This is a genomic window from Streptomyces sp. NPDC101181 (genome assembly GCF_044767975.1).
Taxonomy (GTDB): domain Bacteria; phylum Actinomycetota; class Actinomycetes; order Streptomycetales; family Streptomycetaceae; genus Streptomyces.
Genome location: NZ_JBIWOX010000004.1, coordinates 20,318 through 40,670 on the forward strand (window position 1 = coordinate 20,318; position 20,353 = coordinate 40,670).

The 20,353-nt window shown below is 73.6% G+C and carries 19 protein-coding genes and 1 other RNA gene; 9 read left to right on the top strand and 11 right to left on the bottom strand.

Annotated elements, in window-relative coordinates:
• The first annotated feature begins 36 nt into the window (after positions 1-36).
• Together ACIRRU_RS08550 and ACIRRU_RS08555 are read left to right on the top strand one after the other, a co-directional pair.
• On the top strand, positions 37-624 hold the full coding sequence (locus ACIRRU_RS08550) for a GNAT family N-acetyltransferase (protein ID WP_403677950.1): 588 nt from the start codon (positions 37-39) through the stop codon (positions 622-624).
• Positions 625-705: 81 nt separating this feature from the next.
• Positions 706-1,608, top strand: coding sequence for a glycosyltransferase family 2 protein (locus ACIRRU_RS08555; RefSeq protein ID WP_403677953.1), 903 nt, complete (start codon positions 706-708; stop codon positions 1,606-1,608).
• A gap of 268 nt (positions 1,609-1,876) precedes the next feature.
• Here the strand turns inward: ACIRRU_RS08555 and gcl are convergent, their stop codons facing one another.
• The 3 genes from gcl to ACIRRU_RS08570 all read right to left on the bottom strand — a co-directional run bounded on the left by gcl (position 1,877) and on the right by ACIRRU_RS08570 (position 4,982).
• A complete protein-coding gene (gene gcl / locus ACIRRU_RS08560) occupies positions 1,877-3,655 on the bottom strand; it encodes a glyoxylate carboligase (protein ID WP_403678364.1) in 1,779 nt (592 codons plus the stop codon).
• A 298-nt stretch (positions 3,656-3,953) separates the two neighbouring features.
• Positions 3,954-4,360, bottom strand: an RNA gene (gene rnpB, locus ACIRRU_RS08565) — RNase P RNA component class A.
• Between the two features lie 52 nt (positions 4,361-4,412).
• Complete coding sequence (locus ACIRRU_RS08570) at positions 4,413-4,982, bottom strand: Uma2 family endonuclease (RefSeq protein ID WP_403678366.1); 570 nt, start codon at positions 4,980-4,982, stop codon at positions 4,413-4,415.
• A 174-nt stretch (positions 4,983-5,156) separates the two neighbouring features.
• Between ACIRRU_RS08570 and ACIRRU_RS08575 the strand changes: the two genes are divergently transcribed.
• The 4 genes from ACIRRU_RS08575 to eda all read left to right on the top strand — a co-directional run bounded on the left by ACIRRU_RS08575 (position 5,157) and on the right by eda (position 8,612).
• Positions 5,157-5,912, top strand: a complete 756-nt coding sequence (locus tag ACIRRU_RS08575) for a MerR family transcriptional regulator (protein ID WP_403677956.1) — start codon at positions 5,157-5,159, stop codon at positions 5,910-5,912.
• The gene (locus tag ACIRRU_RS08580) at positions 5,909-6,811 is read left to right on the top strand and encodes a hypothetical protein (protein ID WP_403677959.1); all 903 of its coding nucleotides are present in this window, start codon (positions 5,909-5,911) and stop codon (positions 6,809-6,811) included. Before ACIRRU_RS08575 ends, ACIRRU_RS08580 begins: the two co-directional genes overlap by 4 nt.
• Positions 6,812-7,028: 217 nt before the next feature.
• Positions 7,029-7,829 (top strand): peroxide stress protein YaaA, encoded by an 801-nt coding sequence (gene yaaA, locus ACIRRU_RS08585; protein ID WP_403677962.1) that lies wholly within the window; start codon positions 7,029-7,031, stop codon positions 7,827-7,829.
• Between the two features lie 150 nt (positions 7,830-7,979).
• Positions 7,980-8,612, top strand: coding sequence for a bifunctional 4-hydroxy-2-oxoglutarate aldolase/2-dehydro-3-deoxy-phosphogluconate aldolase (gene eda, locus ACIRRU_RS08590; RefSeq protein WP_403677964.1), 633 nt, complete (start codon positions 7,980-7,982; stop codon positions 8,610-8,612).
• 105 nt (positions 8,613-8,717) lie between these two features.
• Here eda and ACIRRU_RS08595 read toward each other — a convergent pair whose 3' ends face one another.
• The 4 genes from ACIRRU_RS08595 to ACIRRU_RS08610 all read right to left on the bottom strand — a co-directional run bounded on the left by ACIRRU_RS08595 (position 8,718) and on the right by ACIRRU_RS08610 (position 13,002).
• Complete coding sequence (locus ACIRRU_RS08595) at positions 8,718-10,061, bottom strand: bifunctional RNase H/acid phosphatase (RefSeq protein WP_403677967.1); 1,344 nt, start codon at positions 10,059-10,061, stop codon at positions 8,718-8,720.
• On the bottom strand, positions 10,061-10,804 hold the full coding sequence (locus ACIRRU_RS08600) for a C4-type zinc ribbon domain-containing protein (protein ID WP_363202763.1): 744 nt from the start codon (positions 10,802-10,804) through the stop codon (positions 10,061-10,063). Before ACIRRU_RS08600 ends, ACIRRU_RS08595 begins: the two co-directional genes overlap by 1 nt.
• The gene (locus ACIRRU_RS08605; protein WP_363202676.1) at positions 10,801-11,637 is read right to left on the bottom strand and encodes a Nif3-like dinuclear metal center hexameric protein; all 837 of its coding nucleotides are present in this window, start codon (positions 11,635-11,637) and stop codon (positions 10,801-10,803) included. Before ACIRRU_RS08605 ends, ACIRRU_RS08600 begins: the two co-directional genes overlap by 4 nt.
• A 336-nt stretch (positions 11,638-11,973) precedes the next feature.
• Entirely contained in the window at positions 11,974-13,002 is a 1,029-nt protein-coding gene (locus tag ACIRRU_RS08610; protein ID WP_403677971.1) for an ABC transporter substrate-binding protein, read from the bottom strand.
• A 213-nt stretch (positions 13,003-13,215) separates the two neighbouring features.
• On the opposite strand from ACIRRU_RS08610, the gene ACIRRU_RS08615 reads away from it, so the two are divergent.
• Positions 13,216-14,604 (top strand): hypothetical protein, encoded by a 1,389-nt coding sequence (locus ACIRRU_RS08615; RefSeq protein ID WP_403677974.1) that lies wholly within the window; start codon positions 13,216-13,218, stop codon positions 14,602-14,604.
• Between the two features lie 82 nt (positions 14,605-14,686).
• Positions 14,687-14,857, top strand: a complete 171-nt coding sequence (locus ACIRRU_RS08620; RefSeq protein ID WP_363202679.1) for a hypothetical protein — start codon at positions 14,687-14,689, stop codon at positions 14,855-14,857.
• A 67-nt stretch (positions 14,858-14,924) separates the two neighbouring features.
• Here ACIRRU_RS08620 and ACIRRU_RS08625 read toward each other — a convergent pair whose 3' ends face one another.
• The 3 genes from ACIRRU_RS08625 to ACIRRU_RS08635 all read right to left on the bottom strand — a co-directional run bounded on the left by ACIRRU_RS08625 (position 14,925) and on the right by ACIRRU_RS08635 (position 17,950).
• Entirely contained in the window at positions 14,925-15,878 is a 954-nt protein-coding gene (locus ACIRRU_RS08625; RefSeq protein WP_403677978.1) for a 3-oxoacyl-ACP reductase, read from the bottom strand.
• 93 nt (positions 15,879-15,971) lie between these two features.
• On the bottom strand, positions 15,972-17,048 hold the full coding sequence (locus tag ACIRRU_RS08630; protein ID WP_403677981.1) for a Zn-dependent alcohol dehydrogenase: 1,077 nt from the start codon (positions 17,046-17,048) through the stop codon (positions 15,972-15,974).
• A 47-nt stretch (positions 17,049-17,095) separates the two neighbouring features.
• On the bottom strand, positions 17,096-17,950 hold the full coding sequence (locus ACIRRU_RS08635) for a MaoC/PaaZ C-terminal domain-containing protein (RefSeq protein ID WP_403677984.1): 855 nt from the start codon (positions 17,948-17,950) through the stop codon (positions 17,096-17,098).
• Positions 17,951-18,172: 222 nt separating this feature from the next.
• On the opposite strand from ACIRRU_RS08635, the gene ACIRRU_RS08640 reads away from it, so the two are divergent.
• Positions 18,173-18,631 (top strand): response regulator, encoded by a 459-nt coding sequence (locus ACIRRU_RS08640; protein WP_403678368.1) that lies wholly within the window; start codon positions 18,173-18,175, stop codon positions 18,629-18,631.
• A gap of 85 nt (positions 18,632-18,716) precedes the next feature.
• Here the strand turns inward: ACIRRU_RS08640 and ACIRRU_RS08645 are convergent, their stop codons facing one another.
• The gene (locus tag ACIRRU_RS08645) at positions 18,717-20,153 is read right to left on the bottom strand and encodes a DHA2 family efflux MFS transporter permease subunit (RefSeq protein WP_403677987.1); all 1,437 of its coding nucleotides are present in this window, start codon (positions 20,151-20,153) and stop codon (positions 18,717-18,719) included.
• Positions 20,154-20,353 lie beyond the last annotated feature (200 nt).

The following is a 20,353-nucleotide window of genomic DNA, read 5'->3' on the forward strand; positions in this document are numbered from 1 at the left end:
GGAGCGGGACGGGCCCGGTCGCGGGAGGATGCGGACATGGCCGAGCCCACGCCACTGACCGTCCCGAGCATGTCCGCGGGCCCGGACTTCGTGCTGCGCCCGTGGGAGATGAGTGATCTGCCACTCCTCCGGGAGGCCGCGCGGGACCCGTACATCCCGCTCGTCACCACCGTCCCGTCCCCCTATTCGGACCAGGCCGGCGAGGCGTTCGTGCGCCGCCAGTGGGAGCGTGCGGCCACCGGCGCCGGGTACCCCTTCGCCATCGTCCGCTCCCGCGACCGGCGCCCGGTCGGCGCGATCGGGCTCTGGCTGCGGGACCTGTCCGCGGGCCGCGCCACCCTCGGCTACTGGCTGGCCGCGTCCGCCCGCGGCCGGGGCGTGGCCCGCGCCGCGCTGCGTACGGTGTCCGGCTGGGCCCTGCGCGACCTCGGCGTCCCCCGCCTCCAGCTCTTCGTCGAGCCTTGGAACACCGCGTCCGCACGGGCCGCCGAGGACGTCGGTTTCCGGCGCGAGGGGCTGCTGCGGGGTTGGCAGCAGGTGGGCGGCCGACGGCGGGACATGGCCGTGTACGGGTTGTTGAACGAGGATGGACCCGTGGATGGCCGGGGGGTAACAACGAACTGAACGGCGAGGCGTTACGATCGCGGGCGACCCGCTGCCGACCAGCCGCCGGCGACCGGCAGCCGAGCCCCAGGAGTACCGACCTTGTCCGCACCGCGCATCGGCGTATCCATCGTGACCATGGGAGACCGCCCGCAGGCGGTCGACGCGCTGCTCGCGTCCGTCGCGATGCAGGACGTCCGGCCCACCCGGCTCGTGATCATCGGCAACGGCACGGCGCTCCCGGACTACTCCACCACCCCCGGCCTGACGGATCTCGACGGCGGGGTCACCACCATCGAGCTGCCGGAGAACCTCGGCTGCCCCGGCGGCCGCAACGAGGGGCTGCGCAGGCTCGCCGAGATCGGCGACGTGGACGTGGTCATCGAGCTGGACGACGACGGACTCCTGGTCGACAAGGACGTCATCCGCCGGGTCCGGGATCGCTTCGCCGCCGAGGACCGGCTCGGGATCGTCGGCTTCCGGATCGCCGACGAGCACGGCGAGACCCAGCGCCGCCACGTGCCCCGGCTGCGGGCGGGCGACCCGATGCGCGGCGGCCCGGTCACCGCGTTCCTGGGCGGCGGCCACGCGTTCTCGATGAGGATGCTGGCGGAGACGGGCCTGTGGCCGGCGGAGTTCTTCTTCACCCACGAGGAGACGGACCTGGCCTGGCGGGCGCTGGACGCGGGCTGGAAGGTGGAGTACGCCCCCGAGCTGCTGCTCCAGCACCCGAAGACGAGCCCGGCCCGGCACGCGGTGTACTACCGGATGACGGCCCGCAACCGCGTCTGGCTGGCCCGCCGCCACCTCCCCCTCCCCCTGGTGCCCGCCTACCTGGGCACCTGGACCCTGCTCACCCTGGCCCGCACCCACGACCCGAAGGGCCTGCGCGCCTGGGCGGGCGGCTTCGCCGAGGGTGTCCGCACCCCGTGCGGGCGGCGGCGGCCGATCCGCTGGTCCACGGTGTGGCGGATGACCCGGCTGGGGCGGCCGCCGGTCATCTGACCGCGCTCCGGCCCCCGGGGCCGCGGCGCGCACGGGCGGCCCCGGGCGCGGGCGGCCGCGCTCCCGACCACGGGGCCGCAGCGCTTAGGGCATTCCCCGGCGAGCGGCCGCGCCCCCGGCCACGGGGCCGCACCGCGCACAGGCGAACGCGGGACCGGCCCGCGGGGCCGGGAGCTACAGCGGGCCGGTCGTCGTGCCGGACACGGTCCGGTCCCGCGCCGGACACCCCCGTCCACCGGAATCCGGCGGGTCGGGGGCTCCCGTCGGCTCAGACCTTCAGCGGGCGGATCGCGGTCGGCGCGTGGCCGGGCTCCGTGGCGAGCTCCTCGAACTCGGAGACGTCGCTGATGTCGGCGGTCTTGCTCATGGCGATGTTGGTGATGCGCTCCAGGATCGCCTCGACGACGACCGGCACCCGGTGCTCCTGGGCCAGCTTCCTGGCCTGCTCGAAGGCCGCGCCCAGCTCGTTCGGGTCGGTGACGCGGATGGCCTTGCAGCCCAGGCCCTCGGCGACCTTGACGTGGTCGACGCCGTAGACGCCCAGCTCGGGGCTGTTCTGGTTCTCGAACTCCAGGTTCACCTGGAAGTTGATGTCCAGGCCGATCTGGGCCTGGCGGATCAGGCCCAGGTACGCGTTGTTGACCAGGACGTGGACGTACGGGATGCGGTGCTGCGCGCCGACCGCCAGCTCCTCGATCATGAACTGGAAGTCGTAGTCGCCGGACAGGGCGACGACCGGGGTGTCCGGGTCCGCGGTGGCCACGCCCAGCGCGGCCGGGATGGTCCAGCCGAGCGGGCCGGCCTGGCCGCAGTTGATCCAGTGGCGCGGCTTGTAGACGTGGAGCATCTGCGCACCGGCGATCTGCGACAGACCGATGGTGGTGACGTAGCGCGTGTCGGGGCCGAACGCCTTGTTCATCTCCTCGTAGACGCGCTGGGGCTTCATGGGGATGTCGTCGAAGTGCGTCCGGCGCTGCAACGTGCTCTTGCGCTCCAGGTGCGACGCGATCCACGCCGAGCGGTCGGGGAGCCGGCCCGCCGCCTTCAGCTCCTTGGCGACCTCGACGAAGAGTTCGAGGGCGGCCCTGGCGTCGGAGGTGATCCCGTAGTCCGGGGCGAAGATCTTGCCGATCTGGGTGGGCTCGATGTCGACGTGCACGAACGTGCGGCCCTCGGTGTACACGTCCAGCTTGTAGCCGGTGTGGCGGTTGGCCCAGCGGTTGCCGATACCGAGGACGAAGTCCGACTCCAGGAACGTGGCGTTGCCGTAGCGGTGGCCGGTCTGCTGGCCGACCATGCCCGCGTTCAGCTCGTGGTCGTCGGGGATCGTGCCCCAGCCCATCAGGGTCGGGACGACCGGCGTGCCGGTGATCTCGGCGAACTCCACGAGCAGGTCGGAGGCGTCGGCGTTGATGATGCCTCCGCCCGCGACGATCAGCGGGCGCCGCGACTCCAGGAGCAGGCCGACGGCCTTCTCGATCTGCGCGCGGGTCGCGGACGGCTTGTAGACCGGCAGCGGCTCGTACGTCTCGGGGTCGAATTCGATCTCGGCCTGCTGGACGTCGATGGGCAGGTCGATGAGGACCGGCCCCGGACGGCCCGAACGCATCAGGTGGAACGCCTGCTGGAAGACGCCGGGCACCTGCGCCGCCTCCAGGACCGTGACGGCCATCTTCGTGACCGGCTTGGCGATCGTCGCGATGTCGACGGCCTGGAAGTCCTCCTTGTGGAGGAGGTGCGTCGGGGCCTGGCCCGTGATGCAGAGGATCGGGATGGAGTCACCGGTCGCGGAGTACAGGCCGGTGATCATGTCGGTGCCCGCCGGACCCGACGTACCGATGCAGACCCCGATGTTGCCGGGGTTGGCGCGGGTGTAGCCCTCGGCCATGTGCGAGGCGCCCTCGACGTGCCGGGCGAGCGTGTGGTCGATGCCGCCGCCCTGCTGGAGCGCCTTGTAGAAGGGGTTGATCGCGGCGCCGGGAACTCCGAACGCGTTGGTGACGCCTTCGCGCTTGAGGATCTCAACTGCCGCGCGGACAGCGGTCATACGAGCCATGGAGGTTCTCCTGCTTCGGCTGGCGGATTCAGCTCGCGTCGCGCCCCGCGGTGAGCTGTGAATTCCTGGGTCGAGTGGTCTTGCCGCTCCGCTACTTCCGTAATGCGGAAACTTTATTCTGCCTCGCGGAATACACGGTAAGGTGGCCGCGTCAGGCCGTCAAGATTCCCCGGAAGCCACCACCCCCCGGCCGCCCGCGATCCAGCCCGCGCGGGCGGCCGTTGGGGAGGCCGGGCAACGAAAAAGGGCCCCTGACCGGGATCTTCACCGGTTCACGGGCCCTGAGGGGCAGACGAGTCGCGCTGTACGCCGGGTTCTGTCACCCGGTCGCCTCGCGGCGGCCGGGGAGACGGCCATCCATCTAGGACCGGCATTGCTGCCGGCCTCCTGCGGTCCACCCGCGAACTCGGGCGAGCAGCCCTCGAACGTTCACGCAGGGCCTCCCGTCTCCGGGCGCCCCTCTTGACCTTGCTCCGAGTGGGGTTTACCTAGCCGCCTGAGTCACCTCAGGCGCTGGTGGTCTCTTACACCACCGTTTCACCCTTACCCGGGACCGGAGTCCCGGGCGGTCTGTTTTCTGTGGCACTGTCCCGCGGGTCACCCCGGGTGGCCGTTAGCCACCACCCTGCTCTGTGGAGCCCGGACGTTCCTCGGGAGGCTCCCGGGGGAACCTCACGCGACCGTCCGCACGACTCGTCTGCCGCGATCACCATGCTACCGGGCAGACCGGCGGGTCCGTCCGCGGCCCTCAGCCGAAGTCCACGGTCTCCAGGTCGAAGGCGAACGGCTCGGGGAGCGCGAGCGGCTTTCCGTACGGGAGGGTGAGGTGCTGGCGGTAGTCGGCGTCTCCCGGGTCGCTGAACAGGGTCACCGAACTCTCGTCCCGGTCGATGAGCAGGTAGAGCGGGATGCCGCCACGGGCGTAGCAGCGGCGCTTGGCCCCGCGGTCGGCCTGCGGCCTGGTGGAGGTGACCTCCACGACCAGGGCGACGCCTTCGGGGGGCATCCAGGGGTCGGCGCCGCGGAAGAGCCGGAGGGCGGTGGGGGCGAAGGTTCCGTCGGGGATCACGTGGTTCTTGGGGCAGCCACCCCCGCTGCGGAGCTTCAGACCCTTGTTCCCGGAGAAGTCCATCTCGGTGCGGGACTTCTTCAACACCTGCTTGAGGACCAGGCTGATGTAGTCCTCGTGGTCCCCGTCCGGCGGCGGCGTCACGACGATCTCCCCCTCGATCAGTTCCGCCCGGAAGCCTTCCGGCGTGTCCAGGGCAAGGAAGCCCTCCAGAAGGACTTCTGCCTGCGTGAACGGCTCGTGCGCCATGGCAGTCATGTCACGCTCCTTCCTCGGTCGCTCGCCAGACTGGGACATCGGGGGACCAGCCCTCCGTGAGATGGGAGTTCTTCCCCCGATCGTGGCACAGCTCCACAGCGCCGGGACGGAAGCGGCGAAAGCGGCCCTTGACCTTGTCGCGGCGTCAGGGTGTCTCCTGGCCGCATGCGCATCGGAGAGATCGCCGCGCTCGCGGGAGTCACCTCCCGGGCCGTCCGGCACTACCACCACATCGGCCTGCTCCCCGAGCCCGGTCGGCGGGCCAACGGATACCGGGTGTACCGCGTCCGGGACGCCGTGCTGCTGACCCGTGTCCGGCGGCTGACCGAGCTGGGGCTCTCGCTGGACGAGGTACGGGACGTGCTCGCGGACGACGCGGGCCGGGAGCTGGCCGAGGTGCTCGGCGAACTGGACGCGGACCTGGCCCAGCAGGAGCGGGAGATCCACGAGCGGCGGCGGATGCTGGCCGCGCTGCTGGCGTCGCCACCCACCGCGGACGGACCGCTCTCCCCCGCCCTGGCCGCGTTGCTGGAGAGCGCGCCGCCCACCGCTTCACCGGCCGCCGCGAAGGACCGCGAGCACCTGTCCCTGCTGGACGCCGTGGACGGCGGAGACGAGGCTCAGGTGTACGCAGTGCTGAAGCCGCTGGCGGAGGACCCCGGCGTTCTGGTGCTGTACGAGCGGCTCGACGAACTGGCCGGGGCCGGGACCGACGATCCGCGGATCGCGCCGCTGGCTGCCGACATGGCCGCCGCCGTACCGGACGAGGCGCTGGCGGTGATCCCGGTCGGCGAGCCCTCGGCGACCGGCTTCGGGCGGGTGCTGCTGGACGACTACCCGCCCGCCCAGCGCGAGGTGGTCCGTCAGCTGATGGAGACACTGGCCACCCGGGTGCGCGCGGCGCGGGGCGGTACGTCGTGAGCGCGGCACGGCTGCGGGTGGCCCGGATCGCCGTGTGGACCGGGCTCCTCGCCGAACTGGCCCTCGTCGTCGGCCTGGTGGCCGGGGTGCGACTGTCCGGCGCGGCCCTGATGGCAGCGGAGGTTCTGGTCATGGGGGTGGTCGCGCTGGAGACCAGCGTGCTGTGGCCGTTGTACGCGGCCCGGCGGCGGAAGGGCGCCCGGCGGCGGGCGGCAGCGCTGTCGGCGGTGCGCACCGTGGTCCCGGTGGTCGTGCGGCGGCTGCTGACGCACGAGTTCCGCGCCCTGCACAGCCTCGGCCTGTGGGTGCTGCGCCGCCACCACCGGGTCCCGGAAGGGGCCCAGTCCTTCTCGTACACCGAACTGCAGACCGGGACCATGGGGGCGTTCTTCTTCGCTTCCGTCCTGGAGACCGTGGTGCTGGCCCTGGTGACCCCCTGGCCGCTGGTCCACCTGGTCCTGCTCGTCGTGGGCGTCTACGGGACGGTGCTGATCGTCGCGCTGCACGCGGCCTGCGTGACCCGGCCGCACCTCGTGACGGCGGACGGTTCGCTGCGGCTGCGCTATGGCGCCCTGTTCGATCTGCGGGTGCCCGCCGCCCTCATCGACTCCGCCCGGGTGGAGCGCCGCTACCCGGGTGGCGGGCTGGTGCGGGCCGATGAGAACGGAACCCTCGATCTGGCGGTGGGGAGCCAGACCACGGTGACCGTGGAGCTGGCCGGACCGGTGGAGTACGTCCGGCCGCTCGGGCGGGGCGGGAGCGCGCGGACGCTCCGGTTTCATGCGGACGATCCGCGGGCGGCCGTCGCCGCGCTCGTACGGAATCCGACGCCGACCCCGCTCACGCCGGCGCTGACAGGACCGCGCCGGTGGAGGGGTCGCGATCCTGGAGGTCGATGACGTACGCGTCGAAGAGTTCGCCCTGCCGAGACGGCGCAGTGCGCAGCCAGGTAGTGCGCTCCCGGAGGGGCGCCGCGGGGTTGCTCCTGGCCAGGTCACCGGCCCGGTCCCGGTGGGCGGGGGCGGCCGCTGGGTCCCCGTACCCTTGCCGGGGACCCGGAGCGCCCGCACGCGGACCGGGGCCGCGCTTGCGCCGTACGTACGAAGGAGAACCGCCGTGCTCGTGCTGTTGCCGCCCTCCGAAGGAAAGGCCGCCTCGGGACGGGGGGCGCCCCTGAAACCGGAGTCGCTGTCGCTTCCGGGGCTCGCCCCGGCCCGGTCGGCGGTGCTGGACGAGCTGGTCGAGCTGTGCCAGGCGGACGAGCAGAAGGCCCGCGAGGTGCTCGGGCTCAGCGTGGGGCTGCGGGGCGAGGTGGCGAAGAACGCCGAACTGCGTACCGCCGGGGCCCGGCCGGCCGGGGAGCTGTACACGGGTGTGCTGTACGACGCCCTCGACCTGGCGTCCCTGCCCCCGGCGGCGCGGCGCCGGGCCATGAAGTCGCTGCTGGTCTTCTCCGGGCTGTGGGGCGCGGTGCGGATCGACGACCGGATCCCGCCGTACCGCTGCTCGGGGGGCGTGAAGCTGCCCGGTCTCGGCGCGCTCGGCGCGTACTGGCGTACGCCCATGGCGGCCGTCATGCCCGAGGCCGCGGGGGACGGGCTCGTCCTGGACCTGCGGTCCTCGGCGTACACCGCGGCCTGGAAGCCGAAGGGCGAGGTGGCCGAGCGTACGGCGAGCGTGCGGGTGCTCCACTCCCAGGTGGTGGGCGGGGTCGAGAAGCGGTCCGTCGTCAGCCACTTCAACAAGGCGACGAAGGGGCGGCTGGTGCGGGACCTGCTCCTGGCGGATGCGCGGCCGAAGGACCCGGCGCGGCTGGTGGAGGCGTTGCGGGACCTCGGGTACACGGTGGAGGCGCAGGCCCCGGTTCGGGCCGGGCGGCCGTGGTCGCTGGACGTGGTGGTGACGGAGATCCACTGACGGAGATCCTGTGGCGGAGGTCCACCAGTGGGCGGCTCGACCAGCGGAGTTCGGCTCGACCAGCGGAAGGCGGCGGCCCACCCAGCTGCGCGTTGCGTCCTACGCAACGCTCGTTGCAGATAATGACGGCAGCGCGGCAGTATGACCCCCATGAACTCCTCCGCGTCGCCCTCCGTCCTGGATCTCGCTCCCGTCGTCCCCGTCGTCGTGCTGCACGACGCGGCCGACGCGGTGCCGCTGGCGCGGGCCCTGGTGGCGGGCGGGCTCCCGGCGATCGAGGTGACGCTGCGGACGCCCGCCGCGCTGGAGTCCATCCGGGCCATGGCCGCCGAGGTCCCGGGCGCGGTGGTCGGCGCGGGTACGGTCATCTCCCCGCGGCACGTACGGGAGACCGTCGACGCCGGGGCCCGCTTCCTGGTCAGTCCGGGCTGGACGGACGCGCTGCTCGACGCGATGAAGGCGTCCGGTGTGCCGTTCCTGCCCGGGGTCTCGACGACCTCCGAGGTGGTGGCCCTGCTGGAGCGCGGGGTGAGCGAGATGAAGTTCTTCCCGGCCGAGGCGGCGGGCGGCACGGCCTACCTCAAGGCGCTGTCCGCACCGCTCCCCCAGGCCCGTTTCTGCCCGACCGGAGGCATCTCGCTCGCCTCCGCGCCCTCGTATCTGGCTCTGCCGAACGTCGGTTGCGTGGGCGGCAGTTGGATGGTCCCGGCCGACGCGGTGGCCGACAAGGACTGGGACCGGGTGACCCGGCTGGCGGCCGAGGCGGCGGCGCTCGGAGCGTAGTACGGCGCGCGATCCGGCCCGCGCGGAGCACGGCGGCCGACCGCCCCGCGCGGTGCCGGCGCCCTGGTGGCCGATCGCCGGTGGGCGGTGGCCCGTCGCGTGCCGCTAGCGCAGGTGGGAGGTGTCGTTGAGCAGCGTCACGGAGGCGTTGCCGTCCGCGTAGTACGCGATCGCGGAGACCGACGCGGCCGACAGCTCCATCCGGAACAGCGCCTCGGCCGGGGCCCCCAGGGCGAGGCGGACCAGCGTCTTGACCGGGGTCACATGGGTGACCAGGAGGACCGTGCGCCCCGCGTACCGGGCGACGATCCGGTCCCGGGCGGCCGCGACCCGGTCGGCGACCTCCGTGAAGCTCTCGCCGCCCCCGGTCGGCGCGGTGTCCGGGGAGGCCAGCCAGGCGGTCAGGTCGTCGCCGTACCGCTCCCGTACCTGACCGAAGGTCAGCCCCTCCCACGCCCCGAAGTCCGTCTCGCGCAGGCCCTCGTCGACCCGGACCTCCAGACCGAGGCGGGCCGCGACGGCGGTGGCGGTCTCGCGGCAGCGGCGCAGCGGGGAGCTGACGATCTCCTGGACGGTACCGAGGGCGGCGAAGCGGGCGGCGGCCCGGGTGGCCTGCTCGCGGCCGGTGGCGGAGAGTCCGGGGTCGGTGCCGCCGCTCCCGGAGAACCGCTTCTGCGGGGTGAGCGCGGTCTCGCCGTGCCGGAGCAGGAAGAGGGTGGCGGGCTCGCCCAGGTCGGGCGCCGCGCCCCAGCCGGTCTGCGGCGTCCGGGCGGGCTGCGGTGCCCCAGCGGGCAGCGGGGCCTCGGCGGGCAGCGGAGCCTCCGCGGCCTGCGCCGCCCGTGCGGTCCGCGGGGCCTCGGCGGGATGCGACGCCGGTGCGGGCCGGGCGTCCGCCGGTCCGGTCGTGGCCGTGCCCGGCACGGGGAACAGCCCCTCGGGGGCGTCGAGCGCGGCCCTCGAATCGGCGGCCTCCCACTGCCTGCCGTCGCGGGCCGCGTCCATCGCCTCGTTGGCGAGCCGGTCGGCGTGCTGGTTCCGCGCGCGCGGAATCCACTCGTACGTCACCGAGGACGGCGGCAGGATCGCGGCGGCGCGGGCCGCCAGCGGCTTCATGTCGGGGTGCTTGATCTTCCAGCGCCCCGACATCTGCTCGACCACCAGCTTGGAGTCCATCCGGACGCGGACCTCCAGTGGCTCCCCCGCACCAGCCTCACCGGCCTCGCCCGTCGCTCCCGCCGCGTCCGGGAACAGCGCCTTCGCGGCGGTCAGTCCGGCGATCAGACCGCGGTACTCGGCGACGTTGTTCGTCGCGACGCCGATGTACTCGGCGGCCTCGGCGAGGGTCTCGCCGGTGGCCGCGTCGATGACGACGGCACCGTAACCGGCGGGCCCCGGGTTGCCCCGGGAGCCGCCGTCCGCCTCGACCACCAGCCGGCGGGCAGCGCTCATTACAGGCCCGACTCCGAGGTGCGGACCAGGATGCGGTGGCAGTTCTCGCAGCGCAGGACCGTTTCGGGGGACGCGGCCTTCACCTCGCTCACCTCCGCCATGTTCAGCTCCAGGCGGCAGCCCTCGCAGCGGCGCTGGTAGAGGCGGGCGGCGCCGACCCCGCCCTGCTGGGCACGGAGCTTGTCGTACAGCTTCAGCAGGTCGGCGGGGATGACCTCGGCCACGACCTGGCGGTCCTTGGACACCGTGGCGGCCTCGGCGTCCAGTTCGGCGGTGGCGGCGTCGCGGCGTGCGGTCGCGTCGTCGACCTTGGCCTGGACGGCGGAGACCCGCTCGGTCAGCTCGGCGACCCGCTCCTGGGCGGCCTCGCGGCGCTCCATGATCTCCAGGACGACGTCCTCCAGGTCCGCCTGCCGCTTGGCGAGCGAGGTGATCTCGCGCTGGAGGCTCTCCAGGTCCTTGGGCGAGGAGACCGCGCCGGAGTCCAGGCGCTGCTGGTCGCGGACGGCGCGCTGGCGCACCTGGTCCACGTCCTGTTCGGCCTTGGTCTGCTCGCGGGTGGTGTCGCTCTCCTCGGTCGTGGAGGCGACCAGGAGGTCACGCAGCTGGGCGAGGTCGCTGCTGAGCTGCTCGATCTCGGCGTGCTCCGGCAGCGAGGTGCGCTTGTGGGAGAGCTGGGCGAGACGTACGTCGAGTGCCTGGACGTCGAGAAGTCGGATCTGGTCGGCGGGCGCGGCGTTCAGTTGGGGGCTCCAGAGGAATGGTGGGTGGTCCAGGGGTCGGTGACCTGCTTCGAGACATGGACCCGCAGGTCCCATCCGTGGCGGTCGGAAAGCGCGTCGAGCTGCGCGGCCGCCTGCTCGCACCAGGGCCACTCGGTGGCCCAGTGCGCGGCGTCGAGCAGGCCGAGCGGCGAGTGCTGCACGGCCTCGGACGCCGGGTGGTGGCGCAGGTCCGCGGTGAGGAAGGCGTCGACGCCAGCGGCGCGTACGGCGTCGAAGAGGCTGTCGCCGGAGCCGCCGCTGACGGCGACGGTCCGCACGAGCGCCGCCGGGTCGCCCGCCAGCCGGATGCCCTGCGCGGTGGCGGGGAGCCGGGCGGCGGCGCGGGCGGCGAAGTCGGCCAGGGTCTCGGGGTGGTCCAGCTCGCAGATCCGGCCGAGTCCGCGCCGCCCGCCGGGGTCGGTGGGGTCGGGGACGAGGGGTCCGGTGACCCGCAGGTCCAGGGCGCCGGCGAGGGCGTCGGAGACCCCCGGGTCGGCGGTGTCGGCGTTGGTGTGCGCGACGTGGAGGGCGATGCCGTGCCTGATCAGGGTGTGGACGACCCGGCCCTTGAAGGTGTCGGCGGCGACCGTCGTCGTCCCGCGCAGATAGAGCGGGTGGTGGGTGACGATCAGCTGGGCGCCCAGCTCCCGGGCCTCGTCGGCGATCTCCTGGACGGGGTCGACGGCGAACAGCACCCGGCCGACCTCGGCATCCGGGTCGCCGCAGACCGTACCGACCGCGTCCCATCCTTCGGCCCGCTCGGGGGGCCAGAGGGCGTCGAGAGCGGCGATGACTTCAGACAGACGGGGCACGGGGGAAAGGCTACCTGTCCGGCGTGACCGGTCGCCCCTGAGCGCCGGACCGCTACGCGAGGCCCGGGGACCGGACACACATCGTTACGTCACCAGGCCCGAGGGCCTGACACGCGTCGTTACGCCACCAGGCCCCGGGGCTCCCCTGAGGACGTCACTTCACCGGCCCCGGGGGTCGGACCCGCTCGTCACGTCACCGGGCCCGGGGGCCTGACACGCGTCGTTACGCCACCGGGGCCCCGGTGCCTCCCCTGAGGACGCCACTTCACCGGCCCCCGGGCCCGCCGAGGGCGCCACCTCACCGGGGCCCAGGGTCCCGGAGCAGCGCCGAGGGCGTCACTTCACCAGGTTCGTACGGAGGTCGTCCAGGACCAGGTCGGCCGACGTGACGCCGAGGCCGAGGTACCAGGTCTCGTCGGAGACGTCCTTGGCCCGGCCCGCCTTGACCGCCTCCAGGTTCTTCCAGAGCGGGTTGGACCGGGCCGTGTCGCGCTGGGTGGCCTTCGGGTCGCCGTAGACGCCGGTGAAGATCCAGTCGGCGTCCGCCTCGTCGATGCGCTCCGGGCTGATCTCGGTGGCGAGGTCGTCGACGCGCTGGTTCTCCGGGCGGGGCAGGCCGACGTCGTCGAGGATGGTGCCGATGAACGAGGCCTTCGCGTAGAGGCGGAGGCGGTCGGGCATGTAACGGACCATCGAGACGGTCGGCTTGTCGGCGCCGAGGTCCTTGCCGAGCTTCTCCGCCTTCGCCTGGTACGCGGCGAGCGCCGTGTGGGCCTGCTCGGTGCGGTCCAGGGCGGCGGCGTTGAGGAGGTAGTTCTCCTTCCAGGTGAAGCCGGGGCGGATGGAGAAGACGGTCGGGGCGATCTTGGACAGCTCGTCGTACTTGTCGGCCGCGCGCAACTGGCTGCCGAGGATCAGGTCCGGCTGGAGGCCTGCGATGGCTTCGAGGTTGAGGCTGTTGATCGTGCCGACGCTCTTCGGCCCGCCCGCGTCCTTCTTCAGGTACGAGGGGATGGCCACGTCCCCCTCGCTGGGCGCGTAGCCGACCGGCCGCAGCCCCAGGGAGACCACGTTGTCGAACTCGCCGACGTCCAGCACCACCACCCGCTTCGGTGCGGCCTTGATCTCCGTCGTCCCCATGGCGTGGGTGACCGTACGCGGGAACTCACCGGGTTCGACGTCGGTGCCGTACGCCGCCGTCTTCTTCGCCGCGTCCGCGAAGTCCTGGCCACCGGTGGCGACAGCGGCCTTCCTGTCGCCACCCTTTCCCGGCCCGGCCTGGCCGTCGCTCCCGCAGGCCGCGAGGGTGAGGGCGGCGGTGACCGCGAGGGCGAGGGCGGCGGTGCCGCGGGGGCGAGGGGACATCGGTTGCTCCAGTGGTCCGCCGGGGTGCACGGCGGCGCGCGGGTCGTTGGTCAGGTATGCCTCACCTTAGGCGCGGCTGTTACCGGCAGCACACCCACCCCCTCCGCCTCAGGAGAATCCGGGCATCGCCACCCTTATGTGTGAAGTGAGGTGGCTCGTGTTGTTCGGCTGGAAGTGCGAAAACTAGCTTTCGTAGCCGGAGGTGACGAGTCCATGACTGCCTGTGCCATCGAGGGTGGAACCGCCGGATCCGCCACGACGGCGGAACCGGGATCGGGACCGGGAACGGAACCGGCGACGGGGCCGGAGGAGGAACCAGGACCGGAGGAGGAGCGGCCCGCCGAGGCCGTGGCGCGCGCCGGGGCGACGATCCCCGAACCGCCCCCGTTCCCCCCGTCCGACGCCGCCGCTCCCCCGGAGCGCCCGGCTCGCCCGGCGGCGGCCGGCCCCCGCCCGTCCGAGGCCGCGCGCACGCCCGCCGGCGTCCTCACCCTCACCGCGGACGGGGCCTACGCGGCGCGGCTCACCGCGGCGCCCGGGGCTCCCGGCGAGCGGGCCTGGTATCCGGAGCGCTGGACGCTGGACGGGCCCGAGCCGTACGCGGTGCCCCTCCCCCTCGACCAGCCCGAGGAGCCGGACTCCCAGGTGGCCCCGCTCGCGGACGGGCGGGTGCTGATCGCCCGCCGGGTCGCGGACCGGCAGATGTTCTCGCTGCTCTACCCGACCGGCCCCGGCACCGGTGAACTCCCGCTGGGAGCGGTCGAGTCCACGGCGATGACCTTGCTGCCGCCGTCCCCGGACGGCAGCGGTGTCTACGCCCTCGCGGTCGACGGGCACGTCTCGTCCCTGTGGCGGGTGGCGGGCGGGGCCTTCGGGCCCGAACGGGTCGCGACAATCCCCGGCCGCTGCTCGGGCGGGGTGTGGCTGGACCGGGCGGGCCGGATGCTGGCACTGGACCGGGAGCCGCCGGGCGGGGGGCCGGTAAAGGCGGTCGCCGTGGATCTCGGCCGGGAGGGCGAGGTGACGCCGCTGCTCCAGATCGCCCCGGAGAGCGATGACCGGCTGCTGCTCGCCGACCCCGACAGCGGACTGCTGCTGCTCCGTTCGGACGCCCCGGGGCAGGACCGGCTCGGGTGGGGGGTGCTGGGCAGTTGCCTGCCCGTGCGGTTCCCGGAGTGCCTGCGCCCGGGTGACCCGGCGGACATCACGGTGACGCCGTTCGCGGTGCAGCCCGGCCAGATGCTGATGCCGGAGAGCTGCGCGGTGGCGCTGCGGATCGACGGGGCGGCGGGCAGCTGGCTGGGGGCCTGGCGTCCCGCGGGGCGCAGGCTGCACCAGTTCGCGGCGCCGGAGGGCTGGTCGCCGGGGGCCGGTTACTGGAGCCGGGCCGGGGTCCTGCACCTCCCGTACGCCAACGCCGCGACGCCCTGCGGGGTGGCCCGGCTGGAGGCTCCGGAGGATACGCACCCCCTCTCCGGCCCCGGCCGGGCGCAGGTCGCGGACAGCGGAGCGGACCCGTCGACGGCGGTCACCGCCCCCGCCGTGTGCAAGCCCGTCCCGTTGGGGCAGGCGCCTCTGCACCGCGCCGCGCCGCCTGGCTAAACTCGGGCCTCTTGGCTCAGAACCGCGCGTGCGGCACCCGTACGCAACACCAGCAAGCGATCACACCGGGGTGACTTCCCACATGTCCGAAGCGCGAACCGACACGACCCAGACGCGCCCGCAGGGGGTGGACGAGGCGGCGGCCGACGCCGGTCCCGGCAAGCACCGAGGGGGTGCGTCGGCGGAGAGCGCACCGGTGCAGCCGCACGGACGCCACCGGCGGCCCGCCGAGGACGCGTCCAACGCGGCCTGACCGGCGAGCAGCGCGTGAACAGGAGGGCCCGGACCCGGCAGACCGCCGGGTCCGGGCCTTCCCGCTGTCACGTCCGGCGGCGTTTCAGCGCCAGCACCTCGGCTGCCGCGAACGTCTCGTTCGGCGGCCGGTCCGCGTAGTAGGGGGTGAGCGACTCGTCCAGTTCGGCGAAGGTGAACGTCTCGTTCGCCGCGTCGAATCGGGCCGCCACACGCGGCCGCTCCACGATCGCGACCATGCCCCCGTGGACGACGAGCAGTTGTCCGTTGATCCCGGCCGCCGCCGGGGAGGCGAGATAGCCGACGAGCGGGGCGACGTGTTCGGGCGCCAGTGGGTCGAGGGTGCCGTCGGCCGGTTCCTGGAAGCCCGCGAAGACGTCCTCGGTCATCCGGGTCCGGGCGCGCGGGCAGATGGCGTTGGCGGTGACGCCGTACCGGGCGAGGGCGAGCGCGGTGGAGGTGGTGAGGCCGACGATGCCGCCCTTGGCCGCCGCGTAGTTGGGCTGCCCCGCCGAGCCCGCCAGATACGCCTCCGACGAGGTGTTGACGATCCGCCCGTGCACCGGGCCGCCGCTCTCCTTGGAGCGGGTGCGCCAGTGGGCGGCGGCGAAGTGGGTGGTGTTGAAGTGGCCTTTGAGGTGGACGCGGATGACCGCGTCCCACTCGCCCTCGGTCATCGAGAAGATCATGCGGTCCCGCAGGATGCCCGCGTTGTTGACCAGGATGTCGAGCTTGCCGTAGGTGGTGACCGCCAACTCGACCAGCTCGCGGGCCTGTTCGTGGTCGGCCACGTCGCCGAGGTGGGCGGTGGCCCGGCCGCCCGCCGCCCGGATCTCGGCGGCGACCTCCTCGGCGGGCGCGGCGGACGCCTCGCCGGAGCCGTCGCGGCCGGGCTGTCCGTAGTCGTTGACGACGACGGCCGCGCCGAGCCGGGCCAGTTCGAGGGCCTCGGCCCGGCCGAGGCCGCGGCCCGCGCCGGTGACGATCGCGGACAGTCCGTCCAGCGGGAGGGGAAGAGGCATCGCGTTCCTCAGTCGATGTCGTCGGCCGGGTGGTCGGGTGGTCGGGTGGTGGGACGGCCGGGTAGCCGGACGGCCGGACGGCCTTCCGCGCCTTCAGAGTTGGATGCAGGTGCGCAGCGCCTGGCCCGAACGCATCTGGTCCAGGGCGTCGTTGACCTCCTCCAGCCGGACCCGGTGGGTGATCATCGACTCCAGGTCGATCCGGCCCGCCCGCCAGAGCGCGATGGCCCGTTCGTAGGAGCGCAGGACGTCCCCGCCGCCGTAGAGGGAGGGCAGGATGCGCTTCTCGTCGAAGAACAGCTCGAACATGTTGACCTGGAAGGTGTCGTCCATGGCCCCGGCGCCGACGACGCAGAGGGTGCCGCCGCGGCGGGTGTGCTCGTAGGCGGTGCGGGTGGTCGCGGACGTGCCGACGACCTCGAAGACGTAGTCGAAGCCCTCGCCGCCGGTGAGGCGCTGCTTGGCGTCGGCCAGTGCGTCCGGGGCGACGGCCTCGGTGGCGCCGAAGCCCAGGGCGGCCTCGCGCCGGGAGGCGACCGGGTCGACGGCGACGATCTGGGCGGCGCCCTGGACGCGGGCGCCCTGGATCGTGGAGATGCCGACACCGCCGCAGCCGATCACGGCGACCGACGAACCGGCCTCCACCCGCGCCGTGTTGATGGCCGCGCCGAGGCCGGTGGTGACGCCGCAGCCGATCAGGGCGGCGATCTCGAAGGGGACGTCGTCGGGGATCGGCACCGCGCAGCCCGCGCCGACGACGACCTCCTCGGCGAAGGTCCCGGTGCCGGCGAAGCCGAAGACGTCGCCGCCGGGGCGCTGGAAGTTGGGGGTCCCGGCGTTCGTGAAGCCCGCCAGGCACAGCTGGGTCTGGCCGCGTTTGCAGGAGGGGCAGGCCCCGCAGGCGGGCAGCCAGCAGATGAGGACCCGGTCCCCGGCGCTGAGCCCGGTCACCCCGTCGCCGACGTCGACGATCTCGCCCGCGCCCTCGTGGCCGGGGACGAAGGGGGCGGGCTGCGGGAGGACGCCGTTCATCGCGGAGACGTCGGAGTGGCAGAGTCCGGTGGCCCGGATGCGGAGCCTGACCTTTCCCGGGCCGAAGCCCACCGCCTCGATGTCGTCGAGGACTTCCAGCTTCTCCTGGCCTGTCTCGTGCAGGACGGCTGCGCGCATGGGTGGGCTCCCCTCACATCGGCGGCTACATCGCGGTTCGGGTGCGTTCAGGAGTGTTCGACCAGCGTGTCCGTGAGGACCGGCGCGTCGTCCCGCTCGGCGGCGGTGACGGTGACCTGGACGCGGCCGTCGTCGGCCCACATCCGGATACGGAGCGTCTCGCCGGGGAACACCACCCCGGCGAAGCGGGTGCGGTAGGCGTGGATGCGGGAGACGTCGCCGTCGAGCAGGGTGTCGGTGACGGCCTTGAGGGTCATGCCGTAGGTGCACAGGCCGTGCAGGATCGGCCGGTCGAACCCGGCGAGCTTGGCGAAGGCGGGGTCGGCGTGGAGCGGGTTCCAGTCCCCCGACAGCCGGTAGAGCAGCGCCTGGTCGTCGCGGACCGGGCGCTCGACCGTGCGGTCGGGGGCCCGTCCGGGGGCGGCGAGCCGGTCGGAGGGCCCGCGCTCCCCGCCGAACCCGCCCTCCCCCCGTACGAAGATCTCCGCGTCGTTGGTCCACAGCGCCCCGTCGTGGTCGCTCGCCTCGGTGCGCAGCACGATGACGGCGGCCTTGCCCTTGTCGTACACCGCGGCGACCTTGGAGGTCTGTGCGGCGCGGCCGGTCACCGGGAGCGGCCGGTGGACCCGTACGGACTGCCCGCCGTGCAGCACCGCCGCCAGGTCCACGTCGATCCCCGGTGCCCCCATGCCGCCGAACGCGGCGGTGCCCGCGCCCGCGACGGTGGCGAAGCTGGGCAGCACCTGGAGGCGGGACTCCAGGGTGTAGCGCAGTTCGTCGGGGTCGGTGGCGGGGCTGCCCGCGCCGAGGCCCAGGTGGTAGAGCTGGACGTCCTTGTGGTCCCAGGCGATCTCGGCTCGGCGGGGTTCGGCGGCGATGGCCGCTCGGGCGTCGATGGGCATGACGGAGCCGCTCCTTGGTGGTGGGAAGACCTCGGCGCGGCCGTCCGCACCGTCGCCCGCACCGAGGTCGTGCGGTGACCGGCAGACCGGGCCCCCTTCTAGAACGCGTTCTAGCCGATGGCCCATGTATAACGCAGCGTCCGGACGTTGGGAAGACCACTGACACGGCGTCAGATCACGGGCTTCACGGGGAACCCTGCCTACGCTGGGCCGGTGAACGAGATGCCCCGGGAGCACCGGCCCACGAGGTCCGTCCGCATCCTGCTCGCGGAGAGCGGGGCGGCCGCCCGCGGCGCTCTGGCGATACGGCTCGGGATGGTGCCGGGCTTCGCGGTGGTCGCACGGGCGGCCACCGGGGACGAGGCGGTGGCCGCAGCCACCGCCGTACGTCCCGACGTGGCACTGGTGGACTTCGAACTGCCGGGCGCGGGCGGCCCGGCGACCGCCGCCGCGCTGCTGGCGGAGGTGCCGGAGTGCCGGGTCCTGATGCTGGCCACGTTCGGCGGGCCGCAGCGGCTGCGGCAGGTACTGGCGGCCGGGGCCGCCGGGTTCCTGGTCGAGGACGGCCCGGTGGAGGACCTGGTCCGGGCGGTCCGGGCGGCCCTGACCGGGGAGACGGTGATCGACCCGGCGTTCACGGGGAGGTCGGGCCGCACCCCGGACGCCCCGACACCCCCCTGAGCAGGACCGACCCGGCCCGGCCCGGCGGCCCCTCTCCCCCGACGACGCCTGATCCCCCTTCCCGGGGCCGGAGGGTGTCCGGCGGTCAGGCCGTCGGGCGGGGTGTCCGGTGGTTCGGCAGCCAGAGCAGCATGACGATCACCCCGGCGAGCAGCACCCCGCTCGCCGTACGGAAGGCCGCCGCGTACCCGGCGGTGAGCTCGGCGGCCTCACCGGAACCGGCGGTGCGAGCGGCGGCGACGGTCGAGAGCACCGCGAGACCCAGCGCCCCGCCCATCGTGCGGGAGGTGTTGACCAGACCGGAGACGAGGCCGGAGTCCCCGGGGGCCGCGCCGGAGGTGGCGAGGGTGGCGAGCGGGGTGGAGGCGAGGCCCGCCCCGGCCATCATCAGGATGCCGGGGAACATGACCGCGGTCAGGTAGGAGCCGTCGACACCCAGGGTGGACTGCCACCCGAAGCCCACCGCGGTGATCAGCACCCCAGTGACCGCGAGGCTCTTGGCCCCCGTACGGACCATCAGCCGGGGCGCGAGCTTGGAGCCGATGATCACGGCGGCCGAGGTCGGAATCAGCGCGAGACCGGCCTGCAACGGCGTGTAGCCGAGGACGTTCTGGGCGTACACGGTCATGAAATACCACATGGAGAAGGTCGCCGACCCCATCAGCAGCATCGACACGTTGGCCGACGACACCGCCCGTACGGAGAACACGCGCAGCGGCACCAACGGGACCGCCGTCCGCGCCTCGACCACCACGAACGCGGCGAGCAGCGCCACCCCGGAGAGCAGCGGAACGAGCGTGGCGGCGGCCGCCCACCCCTCGGCCTCCGTCTGGACGATCCCGTACGCGACGGCGGCGAGGCCCGCGGTGACGAGGACCGCGCCCAGCAGGTCGACGCGGCGCCGGTCACCCGCGCGGCCCTCGGTGATCCGCAGGGCGGCGGCGATCAGGACGAGCGCCCCGATGGGCACGTTGATCAGGAGGACCCAGCGCCAGGACAGGGCGTCGGTGAGCACCCCGCCGATGAGCCCGCCCGCCGCGCCGCCGCCCGCACCGACCGCCATCCAGGTGCCGATGGCCCGGGTGCGGGCGGGACCTTCGGGGACGGCGGCGGTGAGGATGGTGAGGGTGGCCGGGGCGAGGACGGCGGCCCCGAGGCCCTGGACGGCACGGGCGGCCAGGAGCTGCCAGCCCTCCTGGGCCAGGCCGCCCGCGAGGGAGGCGGCGGTGAAGAGGCCGAGCCCGACGAGGAACATCAGCTTGCGCCCGTAGATGTCGGCGGCCCGCCCGCCCAGCAGCATGAACCCGGCGAAGGCGATCGAGTAGGCGTTGACCACCCACTGGAGGGCGGCGGCGCTCAGCCCCAGGTCGGCCCGCATGGACGGCAGCGCCACGTTGACGACGGAGACGTCCAGGACGACGAGGAACTGCCCGGTGCAGGCGGCGAGAACGACGGCCCAGGTGCTGGGCCGTATTCGGGAGGCGGCGGGCGGAGCGGGGAGGGGCGTGGTGACGTCGGGCATGGAGTCATGGTCGCAGGCGGCGAATGGCCCGTACATCGGGCAGGGGTCCCGGTCCCCGGACCCGGCGCCTGGGACCTTGGGCCCGGGTCTGGGGTCCTTTGGCCTGGGGCCGGGGGCCGGGGTCCTTGGGCCTTGGGCCGGGGCCCCCGGCGGGGGGGGGAGGCAAAGCAACGGGCCCGGCGCCTCGGCCGGGGCGGCAG

Excerpts from the sequence above, each read along its gene's own strand:
- ACIRRU_RS08550 (WP_403677950.1), top strand. The coding sequence starts at position 37 with ATGGCCGAGCCCACGCCACTGACCGTCCCGAGCATGTCCGCGGGCCCG.
- gcl (WP_403678364.1), bottom strand. The coding sequence starts at position 3,655 with ATGACCGCTGTCCGCGCGGCAGTTGAGATCCTCAAGCGCGAAGGCGTC.
- ACIRRU_RS08570 (WP_403678366.1), bottom strand. The coding sequence starts at position 4,982 with ATGGCGCACGAGCCGTTCACGCAGGCAGAAGTCCTTCTGGAGGGCTTC.
- ACIRRU_RS08575 (WP_403677956.1), top strand. The coding sequence starts at position 5,157 with ATGCGCATCGGAGAGATCGCCGCGCTCGCGGGAGTCACCTCCCGGGCC.
- eda (WP_403677964.1), top strand. The coding sequence starts at position 7,980 with ATGAACTCCTCCGCGTCGCCCTCCGTCCTGGATCTCGCTCCCGTCGTC.
- ACIRRU_RS08595 (WP_403677967.1), bottom strand. The coding sequence starts at position 10,061 with ATGAGCGCTGCCCGCCGGCTGGTGGTCGAGGCGGACGGCGGCTCCCGG.
- ACIRRU_RS08610 (WP_403677971.1), bottom strand. The coding sequence starts at position 13,002 with ATGTCCCCTCGCCCCCGCGGCACCGCCGCCCTCGCCCTCGCGGTCACC.
- ACIRRU_RS08615 (WP_403677974.1), top strand. The coding sequence starts at position 13,216 with ATGACTGCCTGTGCCATCGAGGGTGGAACCGCCGGATCCGCCACGACG.
- ACIRRU_RS08620 (WP_363202679.1), top strand. The coding sequence starts at position 14,687 with ATGTCCGAAGCGCGAACCGACACGACCCAGACGCGCCCGCAGGGGGTG.
- ACIRRU_RS08625 (WP_403677978.1), bottom strand. The coding sequence starts at position 15,878 with ATGCCTCTTCCCCTCCCGCTGGACGGACTGTCCGCGATCGTCACCGGC.
- ACIRRU_RS08630 (WP_403677981.1), bottom strand. The coding sequence starts at position 17,048 with ATGCGCGCAGCCGTCCTGCACGAGACAGGCCAGGAGAAGCTGGAAGTC.
- ACIRRU_RS08635 (WP_403677984.1), bottom strand. The coding sequence starts at position 17,950 with ATGCCCATCGACGCCCGAGCGGCCATCGCCGCCGAACCCCGCCGAGCC.
- ACIRRU_RS08640 (WP_403678368.1), top strand. The coding sequence starts at position 18,173 with ATGCCCCGGGAGCACCGGCCCACGAGGTCCGTCCGCATCCTGCTCGCG.
- ACIRRU_RS08645 (WP_403677987.1), bottom strand. The coding sequence starts at position 20,153 with ATGCCCGACGTCACCACGCCCCTCCCCGCTCCGCCCGCCGCCTCCCGA.